Annotated in this window: 10 protein-coding genes and 4 pseudogenes; 1 reads left to right on the top strand and 13 read right to left on the bottom strand. The window is 44.9% G+C overall.

Annotation, left to right across the window (positions count from 1 at the left end; translation table 11 throughout):
- Positions 1-69: 69 nt before the first annotated feature.
- From I2D69_RS11585 to I2D69_RS11565, 5 genes and pseudogenes are all read right to left on the bottom strand, one after another.
- On the bottom strand, positions 70-669 hold the full coding sequence (locus tag I2D69_RS11585; protein WP_195379938.1) for a TetR/AcrR family transcriptional regulator: 600 nt from the start codon (positions 667-669) through the stop codon (positions 70-72).
- 375 nt (positions 670-1,044) lie between these two features.
- Positions 1,045-2,598, bottom strand: a pseudogene (locus I2D69_RS11580) (ABC transporter ATP-binding protein); the annotation flags it as partial.
- Positions 2,595-4,109, bottom strand: coding sequence for an energy-coupling factor ABC transporter ATP-binding protein (locus tag I2D69_RS11575; protein WP_195379937.1), 1,515 nt, complete (start codon positions 4,107-4,109; stop codon positions 2,595-2,597). The gene I2D69_RS11575 and the pseudogene I2D69_RS11580, both read right to left, overlap by 4 nt.
- Before the next feature lie 5 nt (positions 4,110-4,114).
- Positions 4,115-4,852 (bottom strand): energy-coupling factor transporter transmembrane component T, encoded by a 738-nt coding sequence (locus I2D69_RS11570; protein ID WP_195379936.1) that lies wholly within the window; start codon positions 4,850-4,852, stop codon positions 4,115-4,117.
- Positions 4,852-5,433 carry an MptD family putative ECF transporter S component gene (locus tag I2D69_RS11565; protein ID WP_044930260.1) on the bottom strand — a complete coding sequence of 194 codons (582 nt, stop codon included), beginning with the start codon at positions 5,431-5,433 and terminating at the stop codon, positions 4,852-4,854. Before I2D69_RS11565 ends, I2D69_RS11570 begins: the two co-directional genes overlap by 1 nt.
- A gap of 225 nt (positions 5,434-5,658) precedes the next feature.
- On the opposite strand from I2D69_RS11565, the gene I2D69_RS11560 reads away from it, so the two are divergent.
- Positions 5,659-6,624 carry an AraC family transcriptional regulator gene (locus I2D69_RS11560; RefSeq protein WP_187564906.1) on the top strand — a complete coding sequence of 322 codons (966 nt, stop codon included), beginning with the start codon at positions 5,659-5,661 and terminating at the stop codon, positions 6,622-6,624.
- 205 nt (positions 6,625-6,829) lie between these two features.
- Here the strand turns inward: I2D69_RS11560 and I2D69_RS11555 are convergent.
- The 8 genes and pseudogenes from I2D69_RS11555 to I2D69_RS11520 all read right to left on the bottom strand — a co-directional run.
- Positions 6,830-6,985: pseudogene (locus I2D69_RS11555) on the bottom strand (DNA-binding response regulator); the annotation flags it as partial.
- Positions 6,986-7,046: 61 nt separating this feature from the next.
- On the bottom strand, positions 7,047-7,376 hold the full coding sequence (locus I2D69_RS11550) for a cupin domain-containing protein (protein ID WP_195379935.1): 330 nt from the start codon (positions 7,374-7,376) through the stop codon (positions 7,047-7,049).
- A 142-nt stretch (positions 7,377-7,518) separates the two neighbouring features.
- Positions 7,519-8,838, bottom strand: coding sequence for a hypothetical protein (locus I2D69_RS11545; RefSeq protein ID WP_195379934.1), 1,320 nt, complete (start codon positions 8,836-8,838; stop codon positions 7,519-7,521).
- Entirely contained in the window at positions 8,769-9,104 is a 336-nt protein-coding gene (locus I2D69_RS11540; protein WP_243243805.1) for a sigma factor, read from the bottom strand. Before I2D69_RS11540 ends, I2D69_RS11545 begins: the two co-directional genes overlap by 70 nt.
- 448 nt (positions 9,105-9,552) lie before the next feature.
- Positions 9,553-12,069 (bottom strand): ABC transporter permease, encoded by a 2,517-nt coding sequence (locus I2D69_RS11535; protein ID WP_195379933.1) that lies wholly within the window; start codon positions 12,067-12,069, stop codon positions 9,553-9,555.
- A gap of 14 nt (positions 12,070-12,083) precedes the next feature.
- Positions 12,084-12,626, bottom strand: a pseudogene (locus I2D69_RS11530) (ABC transporter ATP-binding protein); the annotation flags it as partial.
- A gap of 358 nt (positions 12,627-12,984) precedes the next feature.
- Positions 12,985-13,200, bottom strand: a pseudogene (locus tag I2D69_RS20175) (DUF4314 domain-containing protein); the annotation flags it as partial.
- A 25-nt stretch (positions 13,201-13,225) separates the two neighbouring features.
- Positions 13,226-13,972: a hypothetical protein gene (locus I2D69_RS11520; RefSeq protein ID WP_021651975.1), complete on the bottom strand. Its 747-nt coding sequence runs from the start codon at positions 13,970-13,972 to the stop codon at positions 13,226-13,228.
- Between the last annotated feature and the right edge of the window lie 18 nt (positions 13,973-13,990).

The following is a 13,990-nucleotide window of genomic DNA, read 5'->3' as shown; positions in this document are numbered from 1 at the left end:
CGTCTATGTTCTTACAATATCCGAATTTAGGTTAGCTGTAGCTAACTATCGAACAAAAATTATAAGGCATTACTGCCCCATAATTTTCATCCATCCTGCTGTATAAAAGGCGCGCATTTCTCTAACGTAGTTTTCGGCATCTTTGAGCGGCATTTCGTGGATGATCAATTCAAAAAAAGTATGAAACATTCCGGTGATCAGAATATGCTCCAGCGAAGGATCGATATGCGGAGAGGACCGTCCAAGCTGCCTTAAGACATCCTGATAGGCATGCGTCCCATCTACCTCAATCTCCACCATTTCATCAATTAGCCCGGCAAATTTTGTCCCTTCCGAACAGCAGAGGATCAGTTTACATTCCTCTAAATGTTCGTACGCATAATAGAGAATATCGTACATGCAGATTCCCGAAATATCACTCATGACTTCCGGCTGCTGGGCAGCTGGTAGTTCGGCGAACTCCTGCTGTGCCTTTATAAAACGGTTACGAATATATTCATAATGTTCACCAACGATGGCTTCAAAAAGTTCTTCTTTGCTTTTGTAATATCCGTAAAAGGCTCCGGTAGTCATTCCCACGGATTTCACAATATTCCGCAGGGAAGCGTCTTTATATCCTTTTTCTAAAAATTCCGCTTTCGCTGCCCGGTGGATATTTTCTAAAGTCATTCCATTTCCGTTTATTTTGCACACCTCCTATATAACAGTGCTATATAACGCTGTTATAATTTTAATCTCTGAAAAAGGTTTTGTCAATAGCAACAAGAAATAGTTGCATAAAAACTGCAATCCAAACATCATTCTGCACTTTATTACTGATAAAATTTTTAAATACTGGTTTTGACAAAAGTTTCCTTTTTTCTAATAAATGATAAGCAGGGTGGAGTTTGTTCTCACACCCTGCTTTTTGATTATCATGAATTACTCGAAGATCTTCTTCACTTTTTCTTTCAGCCTGTCCATGCACCTGTAAACTGCCTTTTCGGTAATCTTCAGATACCTGGCGATTTCATGAGTGCTGGTCTTATCATGAGTCAGTGCCTCGATAGCTCGCTGCAATTCGTCCTCATTCTCCGGGTCAACGCTGCTAGTTGCCTCGTCCAAAATGACAACCGGTGCATTTTTCAGCATGGCACGGGCGATGGCAATACGCTGGCGCTCCCCGCCGGAAAGGTGGGAACCGGCGCTGCCGACAACCGTATCATAGCCATTGTCCAGCCCGCGGATAAAGGCGTCGCAACCACTTTGTTCGGCGGCCTGTTCCACCTCCGCGTCTGTGGCGCTGGGTCTTCCCATGCGGATATTTTCCCGGATACTGCGGTTAAACAGGTAGTTGTCCTGAGATACATAGGAAATCTGATCTGCAATTTCAGACAGCGGTATATCCTTCAGCTCATGACCGCCGAGGGTAATGCTGCCGGATGTAACATCCCAATATCCGGCAATCAGCTTCGCCACCGTGGACTTGCCAGAGCCGGACGGCCCTACAAGGGCCGTCATGGTTCCGGGCCGGATGGCAAGGTTCACATCATGCAAAACCTCTGTTGTCCCGTCATAGGAAAACGACACAGACCTAAGAGAAATGCCAGTATCTTCCAGCTTGACCGGCGTGTCCTTATGGTTCAGTTCTTCGGCGTTCAGAAGCTGGCTGATTTCTTCCACATTTGTCCCCAGTACGGCCAAATCGTCCGTAAAGGTAAAGGCCGCGATAATCGGCCCGATCAGCCCCAGCGAGAAAATCACAATGGACAGGAAGGCTGAAAGTTCCAGGCTGCCGGAGAGCCAAAATGCAAAACCGCAGGGCAGCACGCAGATCAGCACTGAGGGCAGGATGGCGTTATAGGCGCTCATGGTTTTCTGGTTTTCTCGCATCCAGTCCACATAGTAGTTGGCGTTGTAATTCACCGCGTCAGAATATTTTTTGTAGGAACCGGCGGATTGGCTGAACGCTTTCACCACCTCAATGCCTCCGATATATTCCACGATGGCGTCTGCCATCTGCTTGCCCGCCTTGACTGCGCCCTCCCATTTGACGGGATAGTTTTTCATACCGGCGGACATAACCACAAGGCCCACCACGAGAGTGACAAGGGACAAAAGCGCCATACGCCAGTCCAGAATAAGCAGGTACACGACAATCACAATGGGAACCAGCACATTTGCGGTCATTTCCGGGATCAGGTGTGCAAAGGTCGGCTCCATTCCCTCCACCCGGTCAACAATCGTCGTTTTATACTGTCCAGAGGGCGTATCCAAAATCGTCCCCATTGGCACACGGGCAAGTTTCTCGGTAATGTTCTCCCGCAGATCGCGCAGCGTGTAATAGGTCGCTGTGTGGGAAATCGTTGTAGAAAGACAGGAAAACAGCACCTTCCCAAAGTATCTGCACAGTGCAATAATACCAGCGGTCACATAGCAGGAATAATTCTGTTCCCCAGACAACATCATTGTGACAATATGCGCCACGCAGAAATAGGGCACCATCTGGCAGGCCACGCCTAATACCGCAAGGATAATACTGCCGATGAATTTTCCATGATAAGCTTTGCCCCATCCCCATAAGACGCTTATGGGCGACTCTTTCTTTTCCTCCTTCATTCTGTGGACACCTCCTTCTTCATATCACTCAGAAAAAACTTTAGCAGGCGTTTTCGGCCATCGCTGTCCTCTATGGAATAACTTTCCTGAATTTGCCCGTTTTCTAAGTGAAGGACATAATTGCAGCAGCGTAGAATAAATTCCGGGTCATGCGTTACCACAAGCGCAGTTCTTCCAGTATTCGCCACCTGATTAACAACATTGGCAACCTGCCTCATGTGAAACAGGTCAAGACCGCTGGTCGGTTCATCGAATAAAATCAAAGGGCGCTCCGAAGCAATCGCAGAGGCAACCGCCACGCGCTGCTTTTGACCGCCGGACAGTCCCATCGGGTGGCAGTCCTCAAAGGAAAGCAAGTCCATCTCCTTTAAGATTTCTCTTGCCCTTTGCTTATTCTCGGTTCTCATACTGAGCAGAATTTCATCCAGAAGACTTTCGGTAAAGAGCTGGTGGTTTACATCCTGCATGACCATATAACAGAGTTTCAATCGTTCTTTTCTGGAATAGTTCTTGCTCTGATCCTGCACCGTTCCTTTGAAGTGCTTTTCCAACCCGCAGAGGCACCGGGCAAAGGTGGATTTTCCCGCACCATTATGTCCGATGATGGCCGTGGCGCTGCCGAATGGGAAAGAGGTTTCCGTTATATGCAAGGTTTCCGGCTCATGCTTATAGGCAAAGGACACATTCTTTATCGTCCAAACCGCCTCATTCATTCTCTGCGGCGTGCCTTCAACTTCTGAAAGCCCCGCAAGATCAAGAGGGCGCAATCCCATATCATCGCGCTGTCTTGCCGACAGGCCGCAAAATTTCTCTGCTGTATAATCACCTTCGATTTCTCCATCTTTTAGGTACAGGACACGGTCAAAGAGGCCGGACAGATAATACAACCGATGTTCAGAGATGATGATGGTCTTTCCCTGCGATTTCAAAGTAAAGAGTAGCTGTCGAAAATCAGCGATAGCGTATGCGTCAAGGTTGGATGATGGCTCATCAAGCACATAAATATCCGGGTCAATTGCCGCTGCCGATCCGCAGGCGATTTTTTGCTTTTCACCGCCGGACAAAGAAAAAATACTTCTATCAAGCAGCGGCTCCAACTTTAGCTGTGCAGCTACACGCTTTACACGGTCACGCACAAGATCTTCCGCTATGCCGTGATTCTCTGGGCCGAAAGCCAGTTCGCTGGTCGTGTCCACATTGAAAAACTGAGAACGCGGATTTTGAAATACAGAACCGACTTTCAGAGAAATATCAAACAGTGACAGGTCACGGGTATCCTTTCCATCCAGATAGACGGAGCCGGTATAAGTCCCCTCATGATAATGGGGGATCAAGCCGTTAAACAACCGGGTCATGGTTGTTTTCCCACAGCCGGAAGTCCCGCAGAGCAGGACAAAAGAACCGTCCTCAATAGTGCAGGAAATATGTTTTAAAGCGCCACCGGCCTGCCTCTCACTGTCGGGAAGGGTACTGGCAGGATAAGAAAAGGATACATCTTGACATTCAATCATTTCCTTCACCCCCTTGCGGCAAGCACATAGATTTGCGCTGCAAATGCTCCCAGACAGATCAGCAGGAAAATAACATCCTGCACATGAAAACCCAGCTTACAGATATTCGTCCGTTTTACTGGGCCTCCCAATCCCCGCGTAAGGGCTGCCTGGGACAGTTCCTCTCCGATTTTGACGGAGCAGATCATCATGGGGACAATCCGATACTCTAAAATCGCACCGACTTTTCCACCACCAAAGCGGACGCCACGCATCCGCATGGCGTCCCCAATAGCGCTCCATTCTTCCGCAACCGTGGGAAAGAAGCGAAACATCACAGACATAGGAATGGTAATCTGCTGCGGCAGGTGGAGCCGTTCCATCGCCGCAACAAATTCGCTGACCGTGGTTGTCGTTACCACGAAATATCCCATGATCACGCTGGGGGTGAACCTCAGCAGAATGCCAACAATGGCTACTGCAATGTAGTTTGCTACGCCAGCCAGTCGTGACAGACCGAACATTTCCAGGCACAGACTGCCTCCAAAAATCAGGATATAGAGAACAGCGCCTTTCCATTTTCTGGCCGCTGACAAAAGTAACAGTGGGATCGTCGCCAACACGATGATGTAATACTGCATGATGCCTTCATACGAACCGCCTAAAATAAAGACAGCTATGGTAATCAGTACCGCCAGTTTTGTCCGGGGGTCTAATAAAATTCCGCTATTGTTTTTTTGACTTGCAAGAAGTTCGCAGCTCATTACACAATTCCCGCCCGCTCAAAGTGCTTTTTGAAAATCTTCCGTCCGATCAGGCCGCCGACAAGACCGCTGACGAAAGCAGCAATAAGCAGTACCGGCAAAATCCAGTCGGGCATATAAGCCATGAGCGTGTCGGCATATTCCTGACCGTAACCGGGAAGCAGGTTCTGGTAGTAAGCGTCACGCGTCACAACGATGGGAATAAAGGCGCCGATTACCCACATGGAAAAAACGCCGTGAATCAACACTTCGCGCTTGGCATTTTTGTAGTCACAGGCTTTCATCATAAAATCGGAAATCAGCCCGAAGATCAGCCCGGTAGGGATGCACCACCAGCCCATGCCGGTCAGCAGCATAATGATACCCAGCAGCACTCCGCAGATGGTAAGCATACCGAATTTCTTAATTTTGGAGAAGAACAACATCATCGGAATACCGCCCACAAGCGGCACGATCACGCTGATAAGTGGAATAAAGATCGGGATAAAACCGATAGACGCCGCTGCGAAAATGACGATAAAGTAAATCGCCGTAAAAATACCGATGTTGATTAAGTCCTTTCCTTGCAATTTGTTGTTCATTGCGAAACCTCCTAACATGATTACTTTCGTCTTTGTTAGTTCTTGCTAACCATACCTAATGATAGCATAAATTCAGCTGTGCTTCTATGCATATATCGGTATTTTAAGCCCGTATAGCAAGGAGTTTTTTCGCTCTGCCAGAATATCCATTGACCGGGAGTTTTCTCGCAGGTATAATAATATCAGCGATTTTGCGTGATGAAAGGGGCGAAGCAGTTGCGTAACATGATATACAACATTTTAGAAAACAGCGATGCTGTTTCTGGTGTGACCTTGAAAAACAGTCCAAATAGCAGCACATTGCTTTTGAATCGGGCAGATGGCAAGGGACGCATGACATTCCATACGCTCTTTCCGGGGCTGACTTTGGCTTTTATTTTTGTAAACGCTCCCGTATGGCCGGAGTCGGATGAAAATTCAAATCTAAAGCCTTTGCTGATTAACTATTGCGTTTCGGGCAGAAGTGAATTGCTTCTGGATGACGGCTCCTACATTTACCTGAAGGAAAATGATTTTTGTGTCAGTGAACAGACCGCACAGAAAGAATATATCTTTCCCACACGGCAATATCAGGGCATAAAAATATACTTTGACCTGCCACTTCTTTTACAGTCCTGCGGTGAACTTTTGAAATCTTTTTCACTTGACCTCCCTACGCTGGAAGAAAATTATTGTGGCAACCATAAGACATATATCAACGGAGCGGACAGTGAGCTGGAAAATATATTTCAAAAACTCTGGCGGCTATCTGAAAAGCCCTCTGCCTTCCATTTGCAAATCTATACGCTTGAACTTCTCCACCGGCTTTTTAACATGGAAATCCGGCCTCCGAAAACCTGCGGCTTCTACACGGAAACGCAGGTTGAAATTGCAAAAAGGGCAGCGCAAATTCTCTCAGATGATCTTCGCCAGCACATTCCTGTACGGCAGATTGCAGAACGCTTTTCGGTCAGTGAAACCAGCCTGAAAAATTATTTTAGAGGCGTATATGGACAGAATATATCCACCTGGCTGCGGGAAATCCGTATGAACGAAGCCGCAAGGCTTCTTTCGGACACAAAGCGTCCGATTGCCGAAATATCCGAACAGGTCGGCTATTCTAATCAAGGGAAATTTGCAGCTGTATTTAAAAAACAGCTTGGATTATCACCCTTAGAATATCGACGATTCAAAAATTTGGAAAAATACTAAAGCCGAGATAGATTAATACTCTCGGCTTTACTCATTTCACATTCACAATTTGGTATTCAAAAACTAATTGTTTGATCCACTCCTTCTCTTTGATATTTGCTTGTTCGTAATAATTATAGATTTCCTCTACAGAGAGTTCTTTTAAAACCTTCTCTCCATTTTCTTCACATTCTTGTACTAAGCATCACTTAGCAAACTCATCAAATCAACCATTCCTTTCCCTCAGATATTCAAACAGTGCCTCGGTAAACTCTTCTTTCTTTGCTCTTGAAACATTCAGTTCTATTCCGCATTTCAACCGTAGTACGCCTTTTTCTAACCCTTCTACTTTTCCAAAATTAACAATGTAACTATAATGCGTCCTAAATGACCTTGTCTCTTATAAAAAATGAAACGAAAGTAAGTTTCTTTTACTGCCAGCCTTAGAAAATTACTACCAGCAGCATCTTGAACTGTTCCTGTCCATATACCGCATGGGGATGTTTTGCTGGCATGACGATGGAGTCGCCTTCTTTTAGGATATATTCCTCGCCTTCAATAGTTACTTTTCCTACACCATCCAGACAGGTCACGAAGGCATCCCCGCCGGATTCATGGGTGCTGATCTCTTCGCCTTTGTCAAAAGAAAACAGAGTAACACTTACGTGTTCGTTCTGCGCCAGTGTTTTGCTGACTACCTGTCCGTCCTGGTATTCTACCTGATCTTTTAAAGCCATGACTTCTGCTTTGTTGATGTTCTTAATTCCTGTCATTTTTTATGTCTCCTTTTTTAATTTATATTGTACCCAGTACAGTGAAAATTAAGTATCTGCTATATTGACGCAGTATATGAAAAGTCAAACTAATCAACATAGTGGCTACTTAATATTCGCTGTACTAAGCATAATGTGCCTGTTATACTTCACAATAATACAAGAAGGATCTAAGTTTCTCCCATCCTGCCTCGTCGAAGTCCCCATCCAGGGACAGGTCATAAACTGGTGCCTGGCAGTGGTCGTGGATTCCTCTCATATTCAGCACCATAGCAGTGTTTTCATAGCGTGGTGCCATCATCAGGATACCGCTGCAGTTCTCACCCAGTTCCAGTGCTTTTGCATAACGGTATCGTCCATTGGCACCAGAGTAGTCTGACAGATACTCATCGGCACGTTTTTGAAGCCCACTTAGGTCTTGGCTGAAGCTGCTTCTATCTCCCAGGCGCTCATGGATTGCCAACAGCCGTTTTTCCCATTTCTGGAAAAACTCTGTCGCATTTTTATTGCCAGAGGCTTCTTTCCACAGAAACAGCATCATCTCAGACAGCGGTGCCCGGCGGCACAGGATTCCTTCATACTCCAGTTGCTCCAGGATTCCCTCATTTAAGCTGGTCAGGCTGGCAGAGGTTCCAACTAATCCCAGTGATTTGGCTGAGGTACTTTCTTCTCCGATCTCCTTCGCCCAGCGGCGCAGGTCTTTCCACTCATGGAGGCTGCCATCTGGAAGCAGAGAGCGGTAACACTGATCCCGCATATGCGGATCGGCACTGTAAAGGATGTCGCCGCAAACCAGAGCCTTCATCAGAAGCTCCGGATCATCTGCGGTCACTGGAAGTGTCTCCAGAATCGGCGCGATAATGTCCACATGCTCATATCCCTTGCGGTCCAGTACCGTCCGGACGGCTCTTGCATACTGTCCATCTGCATCTGCACCCTCGTTAAATGGGATCAAGAACTGTAAATCCTTCTGCTCTTCTTTCGGTGTCTCTTCCAACAAGGTCAAAATCTGACCTAACATCACTGGGAACGGCAGATATTCCTTGGAGTTGGTCTCTGCACGTCCCTTCATCAATACTTCACGGGAATAGTCTGGCAGTGTTTTTCTCTTTTTATAGCCGCACTGTTCAAAATAGTTTTCCAAGTACCAAGTGTGGTAACCAAGATCCGGCAGTACAAGTGTCTTGTCCTTATCCGGCTTGAACTTAATATTGGCTGGCTTCATCTTCACATCCAGGATGTTAAAATCTTTTGGCATCTGGGCTGGCGGTCTGTGGGAGATACTGTTAAGGAACGCCTCAATACGGGTAATAATACCGACTGCCGAATACTGCTCATCCACCTCGATCTGAAGGTACGGCTTATCCCCCATCTCTTCACGGAACATATGGTTTACAAGGGTATCAGGACCGCATCCGTGGTTGGTAAGGTAAACGGCATACAGGTTCGGATGGTGAGCCACGATCTTCGCACCGGATAACAGGTGGTCACCGAAATGATATTTTTTCTTTTGCGAATGATTCCGTTACACTCATTAATTAGTATTCGGGTGATCCAGGTTCGGAAAAATTTCTCTTTTTTTAATGTATCCAGCTTTTCATATGCTTTGAGAAGCGTTTCCTGAACAGCATCACAACAATCTGCATCATTTTTTAAAATGGATTTGGCCACATGATACAGCATCGCTTCCGCATCGTGGACGTCCTTAATAAATGTACTTTTTGTCATAGCCTGTTTCTCCTTTGGTCCGGACATTTATACACGTGTTTTTTTATTTTACATTAATTAGATGCATTTGAACATCAATCGGTTCTCCCAAAACAGTTTTTTCTAAAAATAAAACAGTTTTTTTGAAGTAACTGGTTCTTGACACATAATATACCTTGCAATATTGAAGGAAGCTGATTTAATCCGAAACCAAAGAGAAGAAAAGTTTATTTATTAGGAATTAAATACTTCCATATTGAAAGATGTCATGCTGTGGATCACAGATTTGAAAGGAACATCGGACGATGAAGGAAATGATAAAAAAATATAGAGGTTCATTAATTAGCTCTATACTGATAATCCTCACAGAAATGTCACAGACAGGTGCCTTTTATCAGCTGAAATCTCACAATTTTGTGACATTTGAAAACGGCCACCCTTTCGGATGACCGTTTCTCGTCTGTGTATCTTATTCAGCAATGCGTAGCCGTTCCACAACTGTTTTCTGTGCCATTTTGTTATAGCAGACCAAAGGTACAAAGGCGGTAATGAGAACTAACGGTATTACACAGAGGAACACAGGAAGCAGGGTAAAATGCCATGTAAAATAACTTAATTCTGCCCCCATCATTCGAACCACTGTCAGACTCCCCACGATAGAGATGAGCAGGGAACATATAAGCCCCAATGCGGAATACCCAATCCCCTCAATCATTAGCATCTGTTTGACTTGTCGGCCGGTCATACCTACCGATTGCAGCATGGCCAATTCTTTGTATCTGGACAAAATAGAGGTCATCATGGAATTGATAAAATTCAGTATGCCAATCAACGCCAGAATCGCACAAAGAGCACCTCCCACAAGACGGTACATGTTAATCATCCCATCAAAAGTCTGCCGCAGTGTCACTTTTGACAGATAATCCAAAGCTGTGTCCGTATTTGTAGTGTAGTTTTTCAGCCAGTTTTCCGTGGCAAGCTGGTATTCATTATCTACATTGAAGATGGTTTTCATGGCCGGCTGGTCGGCGGATACCATATTTCCCAGCAGCTCATTTGTCGGGAAAATATAATCCAGTCCCATATCTACTTGTAAAGGTGTTTCTAACGCTTTCGGTATATCTACCACAGCCAATACATCATATATTTTGTTTGTTCCATCAAGCTGCTGCACACAGATCTTGTCTCCCGGTTGATACAAACAGAGAGAACCGTCACTCATCATCCGCAGCGGTGTTACATACACGCCGGTTCCAGCTCTCCATTTTTCCATGTTCAGCTCTCCATCCAAAACCCGCACATACTCTGCCGGAAAGTCGTCTAACCCGTACACATTGACACCATGTTCCTGTCGAACCCTATAATTTCCCAGCTCATTTGCTATATCACGGGAAGAAACTGCAAGTTCCTGCAACTTTGTAAGATCACGTTTGGAAAGCGGCTGTTTGGAAGTCCACAGGTACACATTGCCTATATCTTCAAGACCATTCAACCTTTCAGCCTCACGAATGAAATCCTGGCTCACATTCGCCGTGTTATACGGGGCATAGCTGTTGATTACCGTTGTATCGGACACTGTAAAATCCGTAAGACTAAAATCAGCCACAAACTTATCGAAATCAAAGGAAGTCACATAGGTATAGACACTGTTCAAAAGAACGATGCTGAGTGCAAAGGACAAGGTAACAATCGTTACTTTTTTCTTATTGCGGCCAAGATTGCTTTTTGCCATCATAACTGTGCTTATACGTTTACTGCGACGGTCTTTCTTTTTTTCTCCTGCCTGCTCGACATAGTGTAGCGCCTCTATCGGGGAAACCTTGGCTGCCATCGCAGCAGGTTTTTGGCAGCTAATCAAAACAGTAATCATAGAAAAAACAATCGCCACCAAAAAAATCGACGGATTTACCGTAGTAACGACCCTTATATCATCCGTCAGCATATTTACAATCGCAGGCAGCAGCAATCGACCAATTGGCCATCCCAACAATAGACCAATAGGTATACCCATAAGAGATAGCTTAATTGCTTTTCTATAAACGATTTTTCTTATTTGTCTTGCAGTGGTTCCCAGTGTTTTCAACATTCCATAAAACCGAATATCCTGTGCGATAGAAATATAAAACACATTGTAGATTAGAAGATACCCTGCGATAAAGATAACCGCAATACCAGCTACAAGGGGCAGCATGGAAGAAAAACTGACCGTTGCCGTTTGGTAAGCGTCGTTAATACTTACCCGTTCATCTAAACCGTATTTGGAAGTCACATCTAATGCCTGCTTTTCAATGTTCCATGCCGTAGGCATCATCATAACAGCATCAATATAACCGGTTCCCACAGGTGGGGTTGTTCCGTCCGTTTCCCCGTGGATGACAGGAGCTACCTGTTCCGTATATTCTTTGGATAATAGAATTGTTTGACGATACGCCACAGCATCCCCATCCCAAATGCCGCAAAGCGTAAAGGTATCGCTAAATGTATCCGTATCAGTTATAAAGGTCAGTTCCATCTGTGTACCAACCTCATCAGGTAATCCCATCGCTGCCAGAACAATACGGCTGGTGGCAATCTCATTTTTCTGTTCCGGCAGATATCCGGTGTCGGGGGTGTTAAAAGTTAGTTCTGCATAGGTTTCATCACTATATCGCAGTTCCGTGGGTGTCTTGTTGAACTTATCACCCACGGCATTTCCTATGATAATCGAGTATCCGCTGTCCTTCACCCCTGTATCCGATGACAGCCGTTCATATTCTTCCCAAGATAAACGCTTGATACCTGCATGGGCAGAAGTGCCGGTTGTCCTCATATTACTTTCCTGCATAGCAGTCTGCAAGCTAATGGCAATTGTAAACAGGCTGGTAAAAAGCAGTGTGGCAAGCAAAATCGCCAATACAGCAATGGTGTTTCTCCGGGCTTTCAAAGAACGCTTTGCCAGAAGTTTCAGGACAGGTCTGTTGTTATTCCCAAATAAAATATCTGTCATATTTTCGCCCTCCTTTACTTGGAAATTCTGCCGTCCTCAATACGGATAATACAGCCGGCAAGCTGGGCAATCTCATTGTTATGAGTAATCATCACAATGGTCTGATGGAATTTCTGGCTGGTAACTTTCAAAAGTCCTAATACATCACTACTTGTCCTGCTGTCAAGGTTTCCGGTCGGTTCATCGGCCAAGACAATGGCTGGTTTGGAAACAAGGGCACGCGCAATTGCCACACGCTGTTGCTGACCGCCGGAGAGGTTGTTGGGCATATTGTTTAGCTTATCCTCCAGTCCCAGCATCTGCACTACTTCTTTCATAAACTTCTTATCTACCTTGTTTCCGTCCAGTTCCACAGGCAGCACGATGTTTTCGTAGACATTCAGCACCGGCACCAGATTGTAGTTCTGGAAGATAAAGCCGATGTTACGTCTGCGGAAGATGGTAAGCTGTTCATCCTTGAATTCAGAGAGTTCTTTTCCTTTTACTTGAATGCTACCGGAAGTCGGTGTATCCAAACCGCCCATCATATTCAGCAAGGTGGACTTACCCTATCCTGTCAAGTAATATCCAAAAAAAATTGTCGATTTTTGCAATTAAAAGAAACCATTCTTATCGCTTCTTCTGTACTGGGAAAGGATTTTTCCTCTCCAACTCCTGTCCCTGCATTTCCATCTTTTTTATGAAGATGTGCTGCTGACTGTCAGTTTCATATTGAATTGCCACACCAAGACCCTTCTTCATAAATGCGGCAACTCCCATATCTACAAAAACCTCCTGCCCTTCTTTCTTCTGAAAACTGATTTTAGGAAAAACCCCTGATAATTTTTCCATAATATACAGTTCCATTTTTTCCAAGCTCTCAAATGGCATAGCCTGTATCCTTTGTAATATCTCCTGCAAACGTTCCTCTCTCATAACACATTTGCAATGATCTACACCAAACACCATAGCAAGGCTGTGTCCACAATCCCAGGATACATGAATCTGTCCGGCATCATCTACAAACTGTACAGTTCCTAAATCACCGGGGCTCAGTTTTACATACGGATCAGCCTCCATATCTTCCAATTCTACCCGACACCCTGGTGGATACATATTTCTCAACACAATTCTTTCCGCATTACTTATCACTGTTTTCTTCCTCTCTTCAATCTGGCTACCGTTCCAAAGATTTCTCTGGAACATTTCCCTCCAATAAATGCTCTCTTTCTTTATTCCATTCCAACACCTTTTCCATAGCAGCTTCCAACTGATCTTCTACCGGTTCTCTTGTATAAGTTCTATATTCCTGAAAATATTCTTCCAAAGTGTTCTGCTGTATCTCCAGTTCCTCTTTATCATAGCAATCCGGTTCTTCCAATTCCTTCAACTCCTGTAAGGTTTCCCAACATTCCAAAACACTGTCTATCTCCTGCATTTCAAGCAGATAAGATAAAAACGTTTTCTCAGGCATAATACTGAAATAGCACCGGTCAAACCATTGCTCAATATACATGCGTTCATCAGAACCATTGGTATGTGTACCGCAAATCAAATCTGCAACAAAGTTTTCAAACAGTTCGCCAATTGATAACCCAACTTTTCCAGACTTCATACAGAGTTCTTCTACTTCGTCTTGATATAACCTGATAGAAATGGTCCGCTGCAGGCTTTTTTCATAGGGTTCTATATCTTCCCCTGTCTCGCAGAAATGCAGATATGTATCCGTATAAATGTTTTCCATATCGCAAAATCTCCGGCTCATTGCCACATAATCTTTACTTTCCCGGTCCCATTCCAGCCGGTAATGATGTTCCCTTGCATGTTCCTCTAAATCTTTCCGTATGATATTTCTGGTTGCTTCCGGCAACTCCGCAATAAAAATGCTTGTATCTGGAACTGCTAATACTCTTTCTTTTACCACATTTGTCCTCCTTACTTG

Origin of the sequence: Ruminococcus sp. D54t1_190329_F1 (assembly GCF_015551645.1) — a bacterium.
Classification (GTDB): domain Bacteria; phylum Bacillota; class Clostridia; order Lachnospirales; family Lachnospiraceae; genus Blautia_A; species Blautia_A faecis.
Note: the sequence above shows the minus strand (reverse complement) of the source record. Positions and strands in the feature narration are given on the sequence as shown.

Excerpts from the sequence above, each read along its gene's own strand:
- I2D69_RS11550 (WP_195379935.1), bottom strand. The coding sequence starts at position 7,376 with ATGACAGGAATTAAGAACATCAACAAAGCAGAAGTCATGGCTTTAAAA.
- I2D69_RS11535 (WP_195379933.1), bottom strand. The coding sequence starts at position 12,069 with ATGACAGATATTTTATTTGGGAATAACAACAGACCTGTCCTGAAACTT.
- I2D69_RS11560 (WP_187564906.1), top strand. The coding sequence starts at position 5,659 with ATGATATACAACATTTTAGAAAACAGCGATGCTGTTTCTGGTGTGACC.
- I2D69_RS11565 (WP_044930260.1), bottom strand. The coding sequence starts at position 5,433 with ATGAACAACAAATTGCAAGGAAAGGACTTAATCAACATCGGTATTTTT.
- I2D69_RS11570 (WP_195379936.1), bottom strand. The coding sequence starts at position 4,852 with ATGAGCTGCGAACTTCTTGCAAGTCAAAAAAACAATAGCGGAATTTTA.
- I2D69_RS11585 (WP_195379938.1), bottom strand. The coding sequence starts at position 669 with ATGACTTTAGAAAATATCCACCGGGCAGCGAAAGCGGAATTTTTAGAA.
- I2D69_RS11540 (WP_243243805.1), bottom strand. The coding sequence starts at position 9,104 with ATGACAAAAAGTACATTTATTAAGGACGTCCACGATGCGGAAGCGATG.
- I2D69_RS11575 (WP_195379937.1), bottom strand. The coding sequence starts at position 4,109 with ATGATTGAATGTCAAGATGTATCCTTTTCTTATCCTGCCAGTACCCTT.